The organism is Pseudoduganella flava (assembly GCF_007830495.1).
GTDB classification, from domain to species: domain Bacteria; phylum Pseudomonadota; class Gammaproteobacteria; order Burkholderiales; family Burkholderiaceae_D; genus Rugamonas; species Rugamonas flava.
The window spans coordinates 150,787-168,349 of record NZ_VLKW01000004.1 but is presented as its reverse complement, the minus strand read 5'-3'; the positions used below and the strand labels follow the sequence as shown (position 1 = coordinate 168,349).

Here is a 17,563-nt window from a genome sequence, read left to right as displayed (position 1 = left end):
TCAATGGTCCTTCAGCAAGGTGGCGATGCGCTCGTCCATGATGCGCGAGAAATCGCCCATTGAAATATCGTGGAACACGGCCGCCGCGATCTCCTGCTGGTGCACCTGCGCCGTGACGATGTTCTTCAGCTTGTTCGCGATCGGATAGAAGAACAGGTTCGCCAGGCCCACGCCGTAGATCGTCGAGACGAACGCGACGGCGATGCCGGGGCCCAGCCGGGCCGGGTCGGACAGGTTTTCCATCACGTGGATCAGGCCCAGCACGGCGCCCAGGATGCCGATCGTCGGCGAGTAGCCGGCCGCCGATTCCCAGATCCGCACGGCCTGGCGCTCGGCCGTCTCGTACGCGGTGATCTCGGTATCGAGCAGCTGGCGCAGCTTGTCGGGCTGGATGCCGTCGACGATCATCCGCAGGCCCTTCATCAGGAACGCATCGCGGGCATTGTTCATGTGGCGCTCCAGCGCCAGCGGGCCTTCGCGGCGCACGGTCTGGTTCCACGCCTGGATGTCGCGCGCCAGCACCTGCCGGGTATCGGCGGGCGGGCGGAAGATCCACGTGATCATCATGATGCCGCGGCGCAGGGTCGCGGGGCGGGTCTGCAGCAGCACGGCGCCGAACGTGCCGATGACGACAATGGCGAACGCCGCCGGCTGGACCAGCGATGAAACCTTGCCGCCTTCGAGTGCCTGCCCGACGATGAGGCCGGCCAGCGCCAGCAGGAGACCCGCTACGCTGGACCAGTCCATGCCTGCTCCCGCAACGTGGCGCGCAGCCGCGACACGGCCTGGGTATGCAGCTGCGACACGCGTGATTCGGAGACGCCCATGACGGCGCCGATCTCTTTCAGATTCAATTCTTCTTCGTAGTACAAGCCCATCAGCAGTTTCTCGCGTGGCGGCAATGCATCGATCGCATCGATGACTGCCTGCCGGAAGTTGGTGTCCATCAGCGCGCGCAGCGGGTCGGCATCCTCGTCGTGCGCATAGCGGTCGAGGAAGCTGTCGTTGCCGTCTTCGTCGTGGAAGTCCTCGTAGTACACGAGCTGGTGGCCGCCGCCCTCGGACAGCATCTCCTGGTAATCCTCGAGCGACAGCTTGAGCGACTTGGCGACCTCGGACTCCGATGGCGGGCGCCCCAGCTTCTGCTGCAGCACCGCCATCGCGTTTTCGATCTTGCGCATGTCCTGCCGCATCGTGCGCGGCATCCAGTCGCTGCTGCGCAGCTCGTCGAGCATCGCGCCGCGGATCCGCATCACCGCATAGGTTTCGAACTGGGCGCCGTGCGTTTCTTCGTAGCGGTTGATCGCGTCCAGCAGGCCGATCATGCCCGCCTGTACCAGGTCATCCACTTCCACGCTGGGCGGCAACTTCGCCTTCATGTGGTGAGCAAGGCGCTTTACGAGGGGCATGTGCTCCGTCAGCAGCGAATCCTTGTTCACCTTCCCTTTGACCGTGTACATAAATTTCTATTCTTCTAATGCGCTACAGTTGGTGGCCGCTCCCCGCAAGATCAGAGGGCGAGGCCAGCGCAAACCGCCCCGCCAGTTGACGAAACGCGACCGAGGCACCTGCCAGCGGGAACGCGTCGACCACGGCGCGGCCGAGGCGCGCGGCGCGGTGCAGGTATTCATCGGCCGGCACGGACCCCATCGAAACAAGGTTCACTGCCAGGTAACGGCTTGCCGCCTGTGCCATATTATCGTAAACCACCCGGGCCTCCTTCTCGGATGCACCCGTCACGACGATGCCGAACGGCCGCCGGCCCAGTTCGTGGTTCAGACGCTTGATCATCATGTAGGCGTTCTTGATCGACGTGGCGCTGTTCGATACCTGTACAACGATCTCGGAACTGGCCATCACGGGCACGGGGAAGGCTTCGCCGTCGAACTCGCCGTCGACCAGCACGATGCCGGCCTGCGCAGCCAGCACGTCGAAGGCCTTGGCCAGGCGGCGCGCTTCCTGCGGGTTGCGCGCTTCGCCGCGCGTCATCGACACGACGTTGAAGCCCTGCGGCACTTCGTGGATCACTTCGTTCAGCGCGCATTCCTGGCGCGCCACGTTGAGCAGGCTGGCGCCGTTGTCGATACCGAGGCGCGACGCGACGCCGTGCGCGCTGGCGCAGGCGTCGACCAGCAGCACGTCGTTGCCGGCCCGGGCCAGCGAGGCACCCAGGTTGACGAGCATCGCGCCCTTGTCGTCCTGCGGCGTGGCGGACAGGAACGTGACGATGCGGGGGCGCGGCGGCCCCGCCAGCATCCGGCGCAGTCCCTCCGCCTGGTCGAAATTGAAGTTAGCCAAGGTGCACCTCGCGCATCGCCAGATTGTCGGCATTGCCGGCGGCGGCCATCAGCATCGGCAGGTCGCCGTCGGCGAATTGAGAAACGTCCTTCTTCAGCCGGAACGCGCGCTCGACGAGCTCGGCCGGCTGGGCCAGGTGCAGGTCTTCCGGCACCCGCTGGCCGTTGGACACGTAGAACAGGTTCAGCTTCTGGCGGATCACGACGTCGAGCACATTGCCCAGCGACGCAGCCTCGTCCAGCTTGGTCATGATGCAGCCGGCGAAGCCCGTGCCCTGGTAGGCGCGCACGACTTCGGTCAGCGTTTCCTGCGTCGACGTCGAATTCAGGCACAGCAAGCGCTTCACTTCCACGTCGGTGCCTTGCAACATCGCCACCTGCTCGGTGACCATCTGGTCGCGCTGGCTGACGCCGACGGTGTCGATCAACACCGTGTGCTTGCTGCGAAGTTCTTTCAGGGCGATGCGCAGATCGGCCTCGTCCTTGACGGAATGTACCATCACGCCGAGGATCTTGCCGTAAATGCGCAACTGTTCGTGCGCGCCGATACGGTAGGCATCGGTGGTGATCAGCGCCAGCTTTTCCGGACCGTGGCGCATCACGCAACGGGCGGCCAGCTTGGCCGTGGACGTCGTCTTGCCGACGCCGGTCGGGCCGACCAGCGCGAACACGCCGCCGCGCTCGATCAGCGCATCCTCGTTGGCAATCGCGCTGATGTTGCGGGCCAGGACGGTGCGGATCCAGCGCATGCATTCGTCGGCGCTGCGTCCTTGCGGCAGCTTGTCGATCAGGCGGCGAGCCAGGGTGGCGGAGAACCCGGCGGCCAGCAGTTCGCGCAGCACGGCGGCCTTGTGCGGCTCGCGCTGCTGGGTGGAACCCCATGACATCTCGGCCAGCTGGGTTTCCATCATGCCGCGCATCGCGCGCAGCTCGCTCATCATCGTGTTCATTTCAGCGGCCGCATTTGCCTTCGCCGAATTGACGGCTTCCGCGACCAGTGCGGTGATGCCGGCCATGTCGACGGCGGCAGCCATCGGCGGCACCGCGGCTTGCGGCGGCGGCGCGAAGGCGGCACGGGGCGGCGCGGCCGGACGGACCGGCAGCGGTTCAGGCGCCATCGGCCGGCTCATCTGCGGCGCCGGACGGGACACCGGGGCAGCGGACGGCATGCGGGGCGCAGGCTGGGCCATCACCGGCGCGGCCGCGAAGCCGTCGTCCAGGTCCAGCTGCGGCGCACCGAACGGCGCATCGTCGGCCGGGCTGGCGAGCGAAGCGGCATCGTCATTGGCAAGCGCCAGGATCTCCACCACGCCGTCGATCGGGCGGTTGGAGAGGATCACCGCGTCGGGCCCAAGGGCTTCGCGTACCTTGCGCAGCGCCTCACGCGACGTGGGCGCGGTAAATTTTTTGACGTTCATTGCTGCTACTCCTGTTCGCAGTGCTCAGAGTTCTGGTCGATGTTGGGATTATTGACGATGCTCTGAAGAAAGCATCTGGGGAACAGGTGGGGAAAAGGGGTGCATTTCGCACGGCTGCCGTGGAGACGACTACGGCCGAGCTTGTGTCCACCCTGGGGTCAACCCCGAAATCGGACACGAACTCAACACTTTCGGGGGGGGGGGGGGGGAATGACAGATGAGCTCGTGTCCAGAAACAGGGTTGACCCCAAGGTGGACACGGGCTCGGCAGTGTGGCTGCTGGCGGCTTTATTGGTTGCCGACCAGAGCGGTGACGCGGATCGTCTTCGTTTCCGGGATCTCGGCGTGGGATAGCACTTTCAGTTGCGGCAGCGCGCGGCGCAGGAAGCGCGACAGCAGCGGGCGCAGCGGGCCCGGCACCAGCAGCACCGGCGTCACGCCGAGCGCTTCCTGCTGTTGGGTCGCCAGCGCCGCCTGCTGGGCGATCGTATCCGCGAGGCCCGGCTCGATGCCGGCGCCGTCCGCACCGCCCGTTGCCAGGGCTTGCATCAGCAGGCGTTCCAGGCGGTTGTCGAGCGTCATCACGGACAGCTCGGCGTTCCCCGGGAACAGCTGCTGGACGATCGCCCGGCCCAGCGCGATCCGCACCAGCGCCGTCAGTTCGTTCGGATCCTGCGTGTGCGCAGTGTGCTCGGCCAGCGCTTCGATGATCGAGCGCATGTCGCGGATGTGCACGCCTTCGGACAGCAGGTTCTGCAGCACTTTCTGCAATGCCGACAGCGACAGCATCTTCGGCACCAGGTCCTCGATCAGCTTCGGCGACTCCTTGCCCAGGTGGTCCAGCAGCGACTGCACTTCGCCGCGGCCCAGCAGTTCCGACGCATGCGTCGTGATCAGGTGGTTCAGGTGCGTCGCGACGACCGTGCCGGCATCGACCACCGTGAAGCCCATGCCCTGCGCCTGGTCGCGCAGGCTGGCGTCGATCCACGTGGCCGGCAGGCCGAACGCGGGGTCCGTCGTTGCCAGGCCCGGCAAGGTGCCCGTCGCCATGCCGGGATTGATCGCCAGGTACTGGCCGTTGTACGCCTCGCCGGTACCGACCTCGACACCTTTCAGCGTGATGCGGTAGGCGGACGGCTTCAGCTCGAGGTTGTCGCGGATGTGCACCGGCGGCGCCAGGAAGCCCACTTCCTGCGCGAACTTCTTGCGGATGCCCTTGATGCGCTTGAGCAGCTCGCCGCTCTGCGCCTTGTCGACCAGCGGAATCAGCCGGTAGCCCACTTCGAGGCCCAGCGTGTCGACGGCCATCACGTCGTTCCACGTCGCCTCCTCGCTCTCGGCCGCCGTACCGCCGGCGCCGCCACCCGCGGCCGGCGCACCCGCGGCGCCGCCGCCACCCGTGCCAGCGGGTCCGCCCGCCGTGCCCGTCTCGGCCGCTTCCTTGGCCTTCTTGCCCAGCATGTAGCCGGCGCCGGCCAGGCCGCCGCCCAGCAGCAGGAACACGAGGTTCGGCATGCCGGGGATCAGGCCCAAGCCGCCGATGATGCCGGCCGTGATGTACATGACCTGCGGCTTGGCGAACAGCTGGCCGATCACCTGCGTGCCGACGTCCGAATCGGACGCCACCCGCGAGACGATCATACCGGCCGCGATCGAGATGATCAGCGACGGAATCTGGGCGACGAGGCCGTCGCCGATCGCCAGCAGCGTGTAGTTCTTGACGGCGTCGGCAAACGGCATGTCGTGCGCGATGATGCCGACCAGCAGGCCGCCGATGATGTTGATGACGGTGACCATGATGCCGGCCACGGCGTCGCCCCGCACGTACTTCGACGCACCGTCCATCGCGCCGTAGAATTCCGCTTCCTGCGACACCTCGCTGCGGCGCTTGCGGGCGTCCGCCTCGCCGATCAGCCCGGCGTTCAGGTCCGCGTCGATCGCCATCTGCTTGCCGGGCATCGCGTCCAGCGCGAAGCGGGCGCCCACCTCAGCGATACGGCCCGCGCCCTTCGTCACGACGACGAAGTTAATGATCGTCAGGATCACGAACACGACGATACCGACCGTGTAGTTGCCGCCGATGAGGAAGTGGCCGAACGCTTCGATCACCTTGCCGGCCGCATCCGCACCGGTATGGCCTTCCGTCAGCACGACGCGGGTCGACGCGACGTTCAGCGCCAGGCGCAGCATCGTCGTCACCAGCAGCACGGCGGGGAATGCCATGAAGTCCAGCGGCTTGACCGTGTACAGGCTGGTCAGCAGCACGATGATCGACAGCGCGATGTTAAAGCTGAAGAACAGGTCGAGGATGAACGCCGGCAGCGGCAGGATCATCATCGCCAGCAGCATGATGATCAGGATCGGCGCGGCCAGGCTGCGCGAGTTCGCGCTGGAAATGCCGCTCATCCATCCGGGCAGTTTGATCGCTTGCATCGTCGTGATTCCTCGTTATGCTCTCGTTATGCGCTTGTCAGGCTTTTGGTGCGGCGTTCTGCGGGTCCATGTCGGACGGCACGTCCAGCTTCGTCGGGCGATCCGGATACCGCAGGCCCGGCTTGTAGGCGCGCAGCTGGTACACGTAGGCCAGCACCTCCGCGACGGCCGCGTACAGCCGCTGCGGGATTTCGTCGCCGATCTCGGTATGCTTGTGCAGCGCACGGGCCAGCGCCGGCGCTTCCAGGATCGCCACCTTGTGTTCCGTAGCCAGTTCGCGGATCTTCGCGGCCACCGCGTCGGTGCCCTTGGCCACGACTTTCGGCGCCCCCTTCGAGCCGTCCGCGTATTTCAGCGCGACGGCGTAATGCGTCGGGTTGGTGACGACCACGTCGGCCGTCGGCACGTCGGCCATCATGCGGCGCTTCGCCATCTCGCGCTGCAGCTGGCGGATCTTGCCCTTGATCTGCGGGTTACCGTCCGATTCCTTCGATTCCTGGATCATTTCCTGGCGCGTCATCTTCAGCTTGTCCGCGTAATGCCAGATCTGGTACGGCGCGTCGATCGCGGCGATGAAGCCCAGCGCGCCGACGAGGAACAGGAAGCTCATCGCCAGCATGTCCAGCATGTGCGCGAAGCCCTCGTGCGCGGGCTCGGCCGGCAGCGCGAAGATCGCGTCCTTGTAGCGCATCACGACCATGTAGGCCACGGCGCCGACGACGATCGTCTTCAACAGCGCCTTCACCAGTTCGACCAGCGCGTTCTTCGACACCATGTTCGTGATGCCGCGGACGGGATTGAGCTTGCCGAAGTTCGGCATGAACGCCTTCGACGAGAACAGCCAGCCGCCCACCAGCAGCGGCGACGCGATCGCCACGATCATCACGGCCACGCCGACGGGCAGGAACGTGACGAGCACGTCGACGAGGTCGGTCAGGATGCGGCGGATCAGCACGTCAGGGTCGTACACCTGCTCGCGGCTCAACGTCAGGCCGGACGACAGCATCTTCGCCAGCTTGCCGGCCATCGTGGAACCCATCACGTACAGTGCCGCACCGGCCGCCATCAGCACGGTGAAGGTCGCCAGTTCGCGCGACCGGGGGACGTCGCCTTCTTCACGCGCCTGTTGCAGGCGCCGCTCTGACGCTGGTTCTGTCTTCTCGGCTTCGCTGTCTTCCGCCATCTGCTGCTCCAGTTCTTCGAGCAGACATTATCGCGGCGGCACAAACCCCGTCATCGGATGAACAGACGGGGAATCGGGGGCTTATTTCGATTTCTCTCCAGCAACCTCTACTGCGCCCAGCTGCCGTACGACCTGGTCGATCGCGCCGAAAATGGACTTGCCGTCGCCGTCGTGCATTTCGATGCGGATCGTGTCGCCGAACGCCATGAACGGCGTGGCGGGCTTGCCGTCGGCGATCGTCTCCAGGCAGCGCTGCTCCGCGATGCAGGAATAGCCTTTTTTGGGATCCTGGTTCGACACAGTGCCCGAGCCGATGATCGTGCCGGCGCGCAGGTTGCGCGTTTTCGCCGCGTGGGCGATCAGCTGGGCGAAGTTGAACACCATGTCCGTGCCGGCGTGCGGCTGGCCGACGAGCTTGCCGTTCCACGTCGAGCGCAGCGGCAGGTGCACCTTGGCGTCGCGCCAGGCGTCGCCAAGCTCGTCCGGCGTCACGGCCACCGGGGCAAACGCGGTGGCCGGCTTGCTCTGGAAGAAGCCGAAGCCTTTGGCCAGCTCGTCCGGAATCAGGTTGCGCAGCGAGACATCGTTTACCAGCGCCAGCAGGCGGATCTGCTGGAACGCGTCACTGGGGGTGGCGCCCATCGGCACGTCGTCCGTGATCACGGCCACTTCCGCCTCGAAATCGATGCCCCACTCTTCGCGGGCCAGCACGATCGGATCGCACGGGCCCAGGAAATCGTCGCTGCCGCCCTGGTACATCAACGGGTCTTCCCAGAACGACGCCGGCATCTCGGCCTTGCGCGCCTTGCGCACCAGCTCCACGTGGTTCACGTAGGCCGAGCCGTCGGCCCACTGGTAGGCACGCGGCAGCGGCGCCATCGCGCGCTGCGGGTCGAAGTCGAACACGCGGCGCGCCTTGCCGTCGTTGAGCTGGCGATACAGCGTGTCCAGCTGGGGCGCGATGAACGACCAGTCGTCCAGCGCGCGTTGCAGGGTACCGGCGATGCCGTCGGCCAGCACGGCCGTCTTCAGGTCACGCGACACGACGGCCAGCTGGCCGTCGCGGGTGCCGTCCTTCAAGGTGGCGAGTTTCATGATTGAACGATTGATAATGTCAGGTGGCGGACAGGCCCGCACTGTAGCAGATCGCGTGGGCTGCGCGCAGCGTTGGACGGATGTGTTATGTTGCGGCCTGGAAGACGCCGTGAAAGCCATACCGTGAAAGTCAGGCAGTGAAATACAGCCAAGCAGCCCAACGCAAGACCGTCGACACGTTCTGGAGCGATACCCCCGCGTGCGAGCACAGCGTGCAGCTGTACGCCTGCGAGACCAGTTTCATCGATGCGCTGGAAGGCTATGCGGCGGCCGGCATCCGTGGCGGCGACGCGATCATTGTGATCGCCACGCCCGAACACCGGGAGGCGCTGGAACAGCGGCTGGCCGAAGGCGGCTTCGACGTGCAGACAGCCGCCCGGCGGGGCCAGTACATCGCGCTCGACGCCCGCGCGACGCTAGACCGCTTCGTCGTCGACGGCTGGCCGGACGAAGTCCGTTTCCGCGCACTGATCGGCGACCTGGTCGCCACGGCGCGCGAACACTACCCGTGCGTACGGGCGTTTGGCGAGATGGTGGGGCTGCTGTGGGCGGAAGGCCGGCACGCGGCCACGCTGGAACTGGAGCGGCTGTGGACGCGGCTGTGCCAGGAAGAGCGCTTCCCGCTGTTCTGCGCGTATTCGCAGGCGCTCTTCGCCGACCCGGCCGCGGCCGAGCTGATCCGGGCCGCACACGCGCGCGTGTGCCCGTTCTGACCTACGCGCGCGTGTGCCCGTTCTGACCTACGCCCGCGTGTGCCCGTTCTGACCTACGCGCGCGTGTGCCGGTTCTGACCTACGCCTGATTACTCAGGCAGCGGCCAGCAGCGCGAGCTGTTCTTCTTCCAGGTAGCACCACTCCCCTTCGGCAAGGCCGAGCGCTTCGAGTTGCAGTGCGCCGATCGCCGAGCGGTGCAGCGCGCTGCAATGGTTGCCTGCCGCCGCCAGCATCCGCTTGACCTGGTGGTACTTGCCCTGCTCGAGCACGATCTCCAGCTGGTGCTCGCCCTTCTTCTCGCAGACCAGTGCCGCAAGTGGGGCCGGCTCGTCATGCAATTGCACACCAGACAACATCTGCGCGACCAGCGCATCCGTCACCGGTTCCGCCGTCGTGGCCTGGTACACCTTCGGCACGTGCCGCTTCGGCGACGACTGCGCGTGGATGAACGGACCGTCGTCGGACATCAGCAGCAGGCCCGTCGTGTCGTGGTCGAGCCGGCCGACGGGTTGCACGTCCCGCCACGTAAACTGCTCCGGCAGCAGGGTCAGCACGCCGGGATGGTGGCTGGGCTTGCGCGAGCATTCGTAGTTGGCCGGCTTGTACAGCGCGATGTAGACGCGCTCGCGGTAGCGCCACTCCTCGTCGAACACCGTCAGAACCAGGTTGTCCGTATCGACGATGGCCTTGTAGCTGTCTTCGACGACACCGTTGACGGCCACCTCGCCGTCCTCGATCAGGGCGCGGCAGTATTTGCGGGTTCCGAAACCCTGGGATTGAAGGATGCGATCCAGCGATAGTTTGCTCATGGGCGGGCATTGTACCGGATCGCTGGCGCTACTTGAGGAATGTCAAGTCGGCATCTTTGGCACTTGTTAGACTGAAAGAACTGTAGGAATTTACTGAACAGCTTGAATCGCCTTCCTACATAGCGTCCCGCAAGTATCCCCACCACCGAAGGAGCACTTCATGACCGACATCCGCCACGCCGTCGCCGAGCAAGCCGCAGCCGGGCTTGCCACGGCATTGCTGATCGAGCGCTGCCGCAGCGGTGCGGAACAAGGCATGCTGCCGCAAGGCCGCTGGCTGACCGCCGTTGCCGACGGTTTGCTGAACTGGCTGCACGATGGCGGCTTCACCGGTGCCGAAAATGTGGAAGCCGCAATGCAAACAGCGGCCCAGGGCCGCCGTTCACGTGAGACTGGAAACATGGCGAGGAACGGAAATTCTCTCGGTACCGCAACGCGGCAGGCAGGTTCATCAGCGCGCAACCATCGCGCTATCGGGTGTTGATCGATATAGATCAACTGATGACAGCTTTGGAGTTGACTTCGTGTTGGATAGCGCCTCCCTTTAACGAACTACACGGGTACTATAGTCCATCCGTGCGCAGAATCAAGCCACCTTTCACTTGAACGCGGGGACGCCCACCTGCACGGCCGCCTTCATCGCGCCGCTGCCCACGGCCGCGCCGAATTTCTTCAGCACGCGCTCCGGCAAGCCTTCATGTTGCGTGTAGTCGATGATGTCCTCGGCCTTGACGATGTCGCGCGCCACGCTGTCCACGCTACCCAGGCCGTCGGCCAGGCCCATGTCGATCGCCTTCGCGCCCGTCCAGAACGATCCGGAGAACGTTTCCGGCGTCTCGTGCAGCCGCTTGCCGCGGCCCGTGCGCACGACCTCGATGAATTGCTGGTGGATTTCGTTCAGCATTTCCTGCGCATGCTGGCGCTGCTTGTCCGACTGCGGGCTGAACGGGTCCAGGAAACCCTTGTTCGCGCCGGCCGTCAGCAGGCGCCGCTCGACGCCCAGCTTTTCCATCGTGCCGGTAAAGCCGAAGCCATCCATCAGCACGCCGATCGAGCCGACGATGCTGGCCTTGTTCACATAGATGCGGTCCGCCGCGGCCGCGATGTAGTAACCGCCGGACGCGCAGATCTCGTCGACAACGACGTACAGCGGCTTGTCCGGATACCCCTGGCGCAGCCGGCGGATCTCGTCGACGATCATGCCGGCCTGCACGGGGCTGCCGCCCGGGCTGTTGATGTGCAGCACAACTGCGACCGAGCCGCTGTCGGAAAACGCCTTGTTCAGCGCGGGAATGACGACCGACGCCGCCCCGCTGCCCTCGGCCTCGATATTGCCTTCGATCTCGATCAGTGCCGTGTGGCGGCCCACCTCGCCCTCGCCGCCAAACAGATTGACGTCGAAATAGCTGGCGATCGCAAAGAACACGAGCACCAGCAGCACGACCTTGTAGAAGATGCTCCAGCGGCGGTTCGCGCGCTGTTCCTTGATCGTCGCGAACACGAGTTTTTCCAGCACCTCGCGCTCCCACTTGATCGGCGGGACGTCGTGGCGGGCGGGTTCGACGGGCGGCACGCCCGGGGTGGTATTGATGTCGTCGCTCATAACTTTGCTTCAATGTCGGCGGGCCGCACGTAATCGTCCGGGCGCCAGTAAAGATGGCCGTCGCGCTCGACGACGGCGACAGGGCGCAGCCGGCCGCCGCGGCACGGGCCGCCGGCGCATTCGCCGCTGCTGGGGATGTAGACGGCGCCGTGCGTCGAGCACATCAGGTACAGCTTGCTCGACTCGAAGAACTCGCCTTCGGCCCAGTCCAGCTCGATCGGCACGTGCGCGCACCGGTTCAGGTAGGCGTACGGCTTGCCGCCGTAACGGATCACGAACGCGGTGGCCGGCTGGCCGGCGGCCAGCACGGGGAAGCGCACGCCCTTGCCGCCATCCGGCACCGCATCGGCCGCGCAGATCAGGATCTCGGTCGTCATCACGCGTTCGCGTTCAACCACGCATGCAGCTCCGGTACGTTCTTGGCGGAAAACAGCGGGCTGCACGCATGCAGCTGGCCGACCGGATGCGCGCCGTACTCGACCGCGATGCCCGCAGCGCCGGCGTTCTGCGCCATCATCAGGTCGTGCGTCGTGTCGCCGACCATCACGGTGCGGCGCAGGTCCTGGCCCAGTTCACGCGTCAGTTCCTGCAGCATCGCCGGGTGCGGCTTCGAGAACGTCTCGTCCGCGCAGCGGGTGGCATGGAACGTCGTCAGCAGCCGCGCGGCATCCAATGCACGGTTCAGGCCGACCCGGCTCTTGCCGGTGGCCACCGCCAGGAAATACCCCTGCTGCGCCAGCTCGTCCAGCATTTCCGGCACGCCATCGAAGAGGGTCAGTTCGTGATCCTTCGTCAGGTAGTGGTAGCGATAGCGTTCCACCATGCGCGGGTAGTACTTCGGGTCGACGTCCGGTCCCAGCACCTTCTGCATGGCTTCCGCCAGGCCCAGGCCGATCACGTGGGCAGCCGCTTCCCGCGATGGGATCGGCAGGCCCAGGTCCCGTGCCGCCGACTGGATGCTTTTGACGATCGTGGCCGTGCTGTCCATCAGCGTGCCGTCCCAATCGAAGACGATCAGGTCAAATTGCTTTCTTGCCATGTGCTCCGGCGTGGCCGGCTCCGTGTGTGGATGCCCGCTCATTGCAGAGCGGGATTCTGAGGTTGGCCCAAGCTTACCAAGAATTTTTCGCATTCGGGGGCAAGCGGGGCGTTCAAGGTCAGGATTTTGCCCGTTTCCGGATGCTGGAACGTGATCTGGTGCGCGTGCAGGAACATCCGCTTCAGCGCGATGCGGCCGCCTTCCGGCTTCTGCAGTGCCTTGTTCAGCGCGTAATCGCCGTATTTGTCGTCGCCGGCGATCGGGAAGCCCGTCGATTGCAGGTGCACCCGGATCTGGTGCGTGCGGCCCGTTTTCAACTCCGCTTCCAGCAGCGCGAAGCCCTGGTATTTCTTCAGCAGCGTGAACACGGTGTGCGACGGCATGCCGTCCGCCTGCACGGCCACGCGGCGCTCGCCATCCGGCAGCGTGTATTTATGCAGTGGCAGCTTGACGTGCTGGCGCTTGTTCTTCCAGTCGCCGACGGCCAGCGCCAGGTAGCGCTTGTCCGTCACGCCGTCGCGCATCTGCTCGTGCAGGTTCGTCAGCGCCGAGCGCTTCTTCGCCAGCAGCAGCAGGCCGGACGTTTCGCGGTCCAGCCGGTGCACCAGTTCCAGGAACTTGGCATCCGGCCGCGAAGCGCGCAGCTGCTCGATCACGCCGAACGACACGCCCGAGCCGCCATGCACGGCCACGCCGGCCGGCTTGTCGATGACGAGCAGGTGCGCATCTTCGAAAATGACGGGAAACTCCGCCGCGGGCACTACATTGTCGGGCTTCTCCGCGATCCGGACCGGCGGAATGCGCACCACGTCGCCCGCCACGAGGCGGTACAACTGGTCGATCCGGCCCTTGTTCACCCGCACCTCGCCGGATCGCAGGATCCGGTAGACATGGCTTTTCGGCACGCCTTTGCAAATACGCAACAGGTAGTTATCGATGCGTTGACCGGCCTCTTCTTCGCCGATCGTGACGAATTGTGCTTGTGGCAGGACTGTTGCGGGGGAAGCGTCGGCGGCCGTTTGACGGGCCTTTTGGGTTGTCTTCCCAGAAAATCTCTCTAAGTCCTTCATTTTGAATATATAATCAATTCGCCGTTGCGATGCAGTGCTCGAAGCAGTGCTTGCACGCTGCTGCAGTGTAAGAAGAAAACCACGATTTTACACAGGGGCGCATCCGCTGGCCTCGCCTAATAGCAAATTCAGCGGAAATAAATGTATACGCACATGCGGGCACGGATCAGGGTGGCGACCACTGTCGTCATCGGGTCGGGTGGACGGATGTTGGAATTAGATTGGCTGGATCGTTAGGATAAGAAAGCAAGCACAAACAGGGCACCCTGGAAACCGTTGCGAGCGGTTTCGGCCAAGAAGCGCCACCAATACCGAGGTAAGGTGAGCATCGCAGGCCGAACGTGCATCGCGCAGCAGGCTTTCCAGGCGCCCGACAGTCGTGCTTGCCGTTGATGAAGCTGATAACGCTTGCCGTTTCGCCAGGCACCACACAAGATGCCCTGGCTGACGCTCTGCGCACGCCCGCATTCTCCGCGGCCCGACAACGTTCGGGACGGACAGGATGAGTTGCAGGTGGTGCGAACTCGGCAGGACGATCGGCCTCATGCGCCCACTGCGGCTGCCGCGCCTTCGCGCTGACGCACGACGAGGCATTTCCCCGCGGCCTCCTTAATTCGACGCGTATATCCTTGTACGGTTGCCGCTCCGGCTCACGGGCTGGCGCGGCTTTACATGGCCGAAGGGTCGCGGAGTCTAACAAAAAATGAAACGCATGTTGTTCAACGCTACGCAGCAGGAAGAGCTGCGCGTAGCCATTGTCGACGGTCAGAAACTGATCGACATCGACATCGAAACCGCCGGACGCGAACAGCGCAAGTCCAATATCTACAAAGGCGTCATCACCCGCATCGAACCGTCGCTGGAAGCGTGCTTCGTCAGCTATGGCGAAGACCGCCACGGCTTCCTGCCGTTCAAGGAAGTGGCCCGCAGCTACTTCCGCGAAGGCATCGACGTCCGTAACGCGACGATCAAGGACGCGCTGCGCGAAGGCCAGGAAATCGTCGTCCAGGTGGAAAAGGAAGAGCGCGGCAACAAGGGCGCCGCCCTGACCTCGTTCATCTCGCTGGCCGGCCGCTACCTCGTGCTGATGCCGAACAACCCGCGCGGCGGCGGCGTGTCGCGCCGTGTCGAAGGCGAGGAACGCCAGGAACTGCGCGAAACGATGGACAAGCTGGACTTGCCGCAAGGCATGTCCGTGATCGCCCGCACCGCAGGCATCGGCCGCACGGTCGAAGAGCTGCAGTGGGACTTGAATTACCTGATGCAACTGTGGCGCGCGATCGAAGGCGCGTCGAAAGCCGCTTCCGGCGCCTTCCTGATCTACCAGGAAAGCTCGCTCGTGATCCGCGCGATCCGTGATTACTTCCAGCCCGATATCGGCGAGATCCTGATCGATACGGACGAGATCTACGAACAAGCGCACCAGTTCATGAGCCACGTGATGCCCGACATGGTGCACCGCGTGAAGCGCTACAGCGACGACGTGCCGCTGTTCTCCCGCTTCCAGATCGAACACCAGATCGAGACGGCATACTCGCGTACCGTGCCGCTGCCATCCGGCGGCGCCATCGTCATCGACCACACCGAAGCCCTTGTTTCCGTCGACGTCAACTCGGCGCGCGCCACGCGCGGCTCCGACATCGAGACGACCGCCTTCCACACGAACTGCGAAGCGGCCGAGGAAGTGGCGCGCCAGCTGCGCCTGCGCGACCTGGGCGGCCTGATCGTCATCGACTTCATCGACATGGAAGTGTCGAAGAACCAGCGCGAAGTGGAACAGCGCCTGAAGGACGCGCTGCACCACGACCGTGCGCGCGTCCAGATGGGCAAGATTTCCCGCTTCGGCCTGATGGAACTGTCGCGCCAGCGCCTGCGCCCTTCGCTGTCCGAAGGTTCGCACGTGACGTGCCCGCGCTGCTCCGGCACCGGACACATCCGCGATACGGAATCGTCCGCCCTGCAGGTGCTGCGCATCATCCAGGAAGAGGCGATGAAGGAAAACAGCGCCGCGATCCACGTGCAGGTGCCGGTCGACGTGGCCGCGTTCCTGCTGAACGAAAAGCGCGGCGAAGTGCTGAAGATCGAGAACCGCCACCGCATCACCGTGATCCTTGTGCCGAACAAGCACCTGGACACGCCGCATTACAAGCTCGAGCGCATCAAGCACGACGATCCGCGCCTGGAAGACGTGGCCGCCAGCTACACGATGGCCGAGCAGGCCGAGACGGACATGAGCTTCGCGAAGCGCCAGAAGGAAGAGCAGAAGCCGCGCCAGGAAGCCGTCGTCAAGACGATCACGCCGAGCCAGCCTGCCCCGATGGTCGACCGCACGCCTGCGCCGGAACCGGTCAAGGCCGCCGCGCCCGCCGCTGCCGCGCCCGCCCCGGCCGCCGCGCCGAAAGGCTTCTTCGCCAAGCTGATGTCGCTGTTGACCGGCAGGACCGAGGAACCGGCACCGCCGGCCGCCCCGGCGATCGTGACGAAGCCGGCCGCCGCGCCTGCCGAGCGCGCCGACAAGAACGGCCGTGCCGCGCGCGGCCGTGGCCGTGGCCCGAAGGGTGCCCGCGAGGAAGGCCGCGAGGACGCGGTGAAGCCGGCAGCGGAAGCCCGCCCGGCCCGTCCGCCGCGCCCGCCGCGTGAACCGCGCGAGAAGCTGGAAAAAGGCGACAAGGCCGAGAAGCTGGACACGAAGCTGGATGCGAAGCTGGAAGCCGCCGACGGCGCACCGGCACCGCGTGCTGAACGAGCCGAACGCGCCGAGCGTCCGGAACGTGCCGAACGTGCGCCGCGCGAACAACGCGAACCGCGTGAGCCGCGCCCGCCGCGTGAACCGCGCGAGCCGCGTGAACCGAAAGCCCAGCCGGCCGAAGCAAAGGCCGAGGAACTGGCGCTGGCCGCGGCCGGCGTCGGCCCGGTCGGCACCGCCACCGAAGCGCCTGGCCTGGTGAAATCCGCCGGCGCCCCGGGTGTCGAAGGCGAGGAACTGGAAGCGGGCGAAGGCGGCGACGAGCCGCGCCGCCGCCGCCGTCGTGGCGGTCGCAACCGTAACCGCCGTGACCGCGACGGTGTCGAGGGCATGGAAAACGCCGACGGTGAAATGACCGCGGCCGAAGGCGACGGCATCATCGCCGCCACGGAGGCCGTCGTGACGCAGGAAGCCGACGTGGCCGCCCGTGAGGATGCCGCCGAGGCAAGCAAGCCGCAAGCCGCACCGGTGGCCACGCAAGTCGAACCGGTGGCCGCGGCCGCCGAGGCGATCGAGGCTGTCGCACAGGCACCTGAGACGCCGGAGCCGGTCCAGCACCAAGCTGCCGCGCCGGTCGCCGAGCCGGTCGCCGAGGCTGCTCCGGTGATTGCGCCGGTTGCCGCACCGGTTGCCCAGCCCGCACCGGTTGCCGAACCTGCACCGGTTGCCGTCGAACCGGCCGAAGCGGAAATCGTGCAAGCCCCGGCTGCCGAGCCGCTGCCTGTGGCTGCTGCTCCGGCCCCCGCTCCGGCAGCTGCAGAGCAGGCCGAGACCGCGGTCGTGACCGAACCGGCCGCCGCCGAAGTGGCAACGGCCGAGGCAGTCGCCGAGGAAGCCGTGGCGGTGACGCCGCAACCGGTGGCAGCACCTGCCGAGGCCGCACCTGCCGAGCCAGTGGTCCAAGCCGCTGCGCCGGCACCTGCCCCGGCGCCAGTTTCGGCACCGGCACCAGCCGCCCCGCCGGCCAACCTGGACGCGATCCTCGCGGCCGCCGGCCTGCAGATGGCGGCAACGGATCCGGCCAAGCTGCGCGCTGCCCAGGAAGCGGCTGCGCAGGAAGCGCAACCGGCGCGTCCGCGCCGTGTGCGCAAGCCGGCGCCGCCTGTCGCCGACGAACCGCTGGTCCAGGTCGATACCCGACGCTGATAACGGCGAA

15 protein-coding genes are annotated in these 17,563 nt (G+C 65.8%); 3 read left to right on the top strand and 12 right to left on the bottom strand.

The window, feature by feature from the left end:
* The 7 genes from IP92_RS12430 to IP92_RS12400 all read right to left on the bottom strand — a co-directional run bounded on the left by IP92_RS12430 (nucleotide 1) and on the right by IP92_RS12400 (nucleotide 8,426).
* Complete coding sequence (locus IP92_RS12430; RefSeq protein ID WP_145875204.1) at nucleotides 1–747, bottom strand: flagellar motor protein; 747 nt, start codon at nucleotides 745–747, stop codon at nucleotides 1–3.
* Nucleotides 729–1,460 (bottom strand): RNA polymerase sigma factor FliA, encoded by a 732-nt coding sequence (locus IP92_RS12425; protein WP_145875202.1) that lies wholly within the window; start codon nucleotides 1,458–1,460, stop codon nucleotides 729–731. Before IP92_RS12425 ends, IP92_RS12430 begins: the two co-directional genes overlap by 19 nt.
* A 22-nt stretch (nucleotides 1,461–1,482) precedes the next feature.
* Complete coding sequence (locus tag IP92_RS12420; protein ID WP_145875200.1) at nucleotides 1,483–2,298, bottom strand: MinD/ParA family ATP-binding protein; 816 nt, start codon at nucleotides 2,296–2,298, stop codon at nucleotides 1,483–1,485.
* Nucleotides 2,291–3,715 carry a flagellar biosynthesis GTPase FlhF gene (gene flhF / locus IP92_RS12415; protein WP_145875197.1) on the bottom strand — a complete coding sequence of 475 codons (1,425 nt, stop codon included), beginning with the start codon at nucleotides 3,713–3,715 and terminating at the stop codon, nucleotides 2,291–2,293. Before flhF ends, IP92_RS12420 begins: the two co-directional genes overlap by 8 nt.
* A 288-nt stretch (nucleotides 3,716–4,003) precedes the next feature.
* Nucleotides 4,004–6,148, bottom strand: coding sequence for a flagellar biosynthesis protein FlhA (flhA, locus tag IP92_RS12410; RefSeq protein WP_145875195.1), 2,145 nt, complete (start codon nucleotides 6,146–6,148; stop codon nucleotides 4,004–4,006).
* A 37-nt stretch (nucleotides 6,149–6,185) separates the two neighbouring features.
* Nucleotides 6,186–7,331 carry a flagellar biosynthesis protein FlhB gene (gene flhB / locus IP92_RS12405; RefSeq protein WP_145875193.1) on the bottom strand — a complete coding sequence of 382 codons (1,146 nt, stop codon included), beginning with the start codon at nucleotides 7,329–7,331 and terminating at the stop codon, nucleotides 6,186–6,188.
* Nucleotides 7,332–7,412: 81 nt separating this feature from the next.
* Nucleotides 7,413–8,426 (bottom strand): fumarylacetoacetate hydrolase family protein, encoded by a 1,014-nt coding sequence (locus IP92_RS12400; protein WP_145875190.1) that lies wholly within the window; start codon nucleotides 8,424–8,426, stop codon nucleotides 7,413–7,415.
* 137 nt (nucleotides 8,427–8,563) lie between these two features.
* On the opposite strand from IP92_RS12400, the gene IP92_RS12395 reads away from it, so the two are divergent.
* Nucleotides 8,564–9,139 (top strand): MEDS domain-containing protein, encoded by a 576-nt coding sequence (locus tag IP92_RS12395; protein WP_145875188.1) that lies wholly within the window; start codon nucleotides 8,564–8,566, stop codon nucleotides 9,137–9,139.
* 93 nt (nucleotides 9,140–9,232) lie between these two features.
* Here IP92_RS12395 and IP92_RS12390 read toward each other — a convergent pair whose 3' ends face one another.
* The gene (locus tag IP92_RS12390; RefSeq protein WP_145875185.1) at nucleotides 9,233–9,949 is read right to left on the bottom strand and encodes a pseudouridine synthase; all 717 of its coding nucleotides are present in this window, start codon (nucleotides 9,947–9,949) and stop codon (nucleotides 9,233–9,235) included.
* A gap of 160 nt (nucleotides 9,950–10,109) precedes the next feature.
* Here IP92_RS12390 and IP92_RS12385 point away from each other — a divergent pair, with 160 nt between their 5' ends.
* A complete protein-coding gene (locus IP92_RS12385) occupies nucleotides 10,110–10,433 on the top strand; it encodes a hypothetical protein (RefSeq protein ID WP_145875184.1) in 324 nt (107 codons plus the stop codon).
* 114 nt (nucleotides 10,434–10,547) lie between these two features.
* On the opposite strand, the gene IP92_RS12380 is transcribed toward IP92_RS12385, so the two are convergent.
* From IP92_RS12380 to IP92_RS12365, 4 genes are read right to left on the bottom strand one after another with little or no spacing between them, the layout of a single operon-like run.
* The gene (locus IP92_RS12380; RefSeq protein ID WP_145875181.1) at nucleotides 10,548–11,552 is read right to left on the bottom strand and encodes a S49 family peptidase; all 1,005 of its coding nucleotides are present in this window, start codon (nucleotides 11,550–11,552) and stop codon (nucleotides 10,548–10,550) included.
* A complete protein-coding gene (locus IP92_RS12375) occupies nucleotides 11,549–11,929 on the bottom strand; it encodes a Rieske (2Fe-2S) protein (RefSeq protein WP_145875899.1) in 381 nt (126 codons plus the stop codon). Before IP92_RS12375 ends, IP92_RS12380 begins: the two co-directional genes overlap by 4 nt.
* Entirely contained in the window at nucleotides 11,929–12,591 is a 663-nt protein-coding gene (locus IP92_RS12370; RefSeq protein ID WP_145875179.1) for an HAD-IIIA family hydrolase, read from the bottom strand. Before IP92_RS12370 ends, IP92_RS12375 begins: the two co-directional genes overlap by 1 nt.
* A 38-nt stretch (nucleotides 12,592–12,629) precedes the next feature.
* A complete protein-coding gene (locus IP92_RS12365) occupies nucleotides 12,630–13,661 on the bottom strand; it encodes an RluA family pseudouridine synthase (protein WP_145875177.1) in 1,032 nt (343 codons plus the stop codon).
* Between the two features lie 703 nt (nucleotides 13,662–14,364).
* On the opposite strand from IP92_RS12365, the gene IP92_RS12360 reads away from it, so the two are divergent.
* Nucleotides 14,365–17,553, top strand: coding sequence for an Rne/Rng family ribonuclease (locus IP92_RS12360; protein ID WP_145875175.1), 3,189 nt, complete (start codon nucleotides 14,365–14,367; stop codon nucleotides 17,551–17,553).
* The last annotated feature ends 10 nt before the right edge of the window (nucleotides 17,554–17,563 follow it).

What these genes read in the sequence shown, in the direction of transcription:
- flhF (WP_145875197.1), bottom strand. Translation starts at nt 3,715, where the DNA reads ATGAACGTCAAAAAATTTACCGCGCCCACGTCGCGTGAGGCGCTGCGC.
- flhA (WP_145875195.1), bottom strand. Translation starts at nt 6,148, where the DNA reads ATGCAAGCGATCAAACTGCCCGGATGGATGAGCGGCATTTCCAGCGCG.
- IP92_RS12380 (WP_145875181.1), bottom strand. Translation starts at nt 11,552, where the DNA reads ATGAGCGACGACATCAATACCACCCCGGGCGTGCCGCCCGTCGAACCC.
- flhB (WP_145875193.1), bottom strand. Translation starts at nt 7,331, where the DNA reads ATGGCGGAAGACAGCGAAGCCGAGAAGACAGAACCAGCGTCAGAGCGG.
- IP92_RS12425 (WP_145875202.1), bottom strand. Translation starts at nt 1,460, where the DNA reads ATGTACACGGTCAAAGGGAAGGTGAACAAGGATTCGCTGCTGACGGAG.
- IP92_RS12360 (WP_145875175.1), top strand. Translation starts at nt 14,365, where the DNA reads ATGAAACGCATGTTGTTCAACGCTACGCAGCAGGAAGAGCTGCGCGTA.
- IP92_RS12400 (WP_145875190.1), bottom strand. Translation starts at nt 8,426, where the DNA reads ATGAAACTCGCCACCTTGAAGGACGGCACCCGCGACGGCCAGCTGGCC.
- IP92_RS12430 (WP_145875204.1), bottom strand. Translation starts at nt 747, where the DNA reads ATGGACTGGTCCAGCGTAGCGGGTCTCCTGCTGGCGCTGGCCGGCCTC.
- IP92_RS12365 (WP_145875177.1), bottom strand. Translation starts at nt 13,661, where the DNA reads ATGAAGGACTTAGAGAGATTTTCTGGGAAGACAACCCAAAAGGCCCGT.
- IP92_RS12370 (WP_145875179.1), bottom strand. Translation starts at nt 12,591, where the DNA reads ATGGCAAGAAAGCAATTTGACCTGATCGTCTTCGATTGGGACGGCACG.
- IP92_RS12385 (WP_145875184.1), top strand. Translation starts at nt 10,110, where the DNA reads ATGACCGACATCCGCCACGCCGTCGCCGAGCAAGCCGCAGCCGGGCTT.
- IP92_RS12375 (WP_145875899.1), bottom strand. Translation starts at nt 11,929, where the DNA reads ATGACGACCGAGATCCTGATCTGCGCGGCCGATGCGGTGCCGGATGGC.
- IP92_RS12390 (WP_145875185.1), bottom strand. Translation starts at nt 9,949, where the DNA reads ATGAGCAAACTATCGCTGGATCGCATCCTTCAATCCCAGGGTTTCGGA.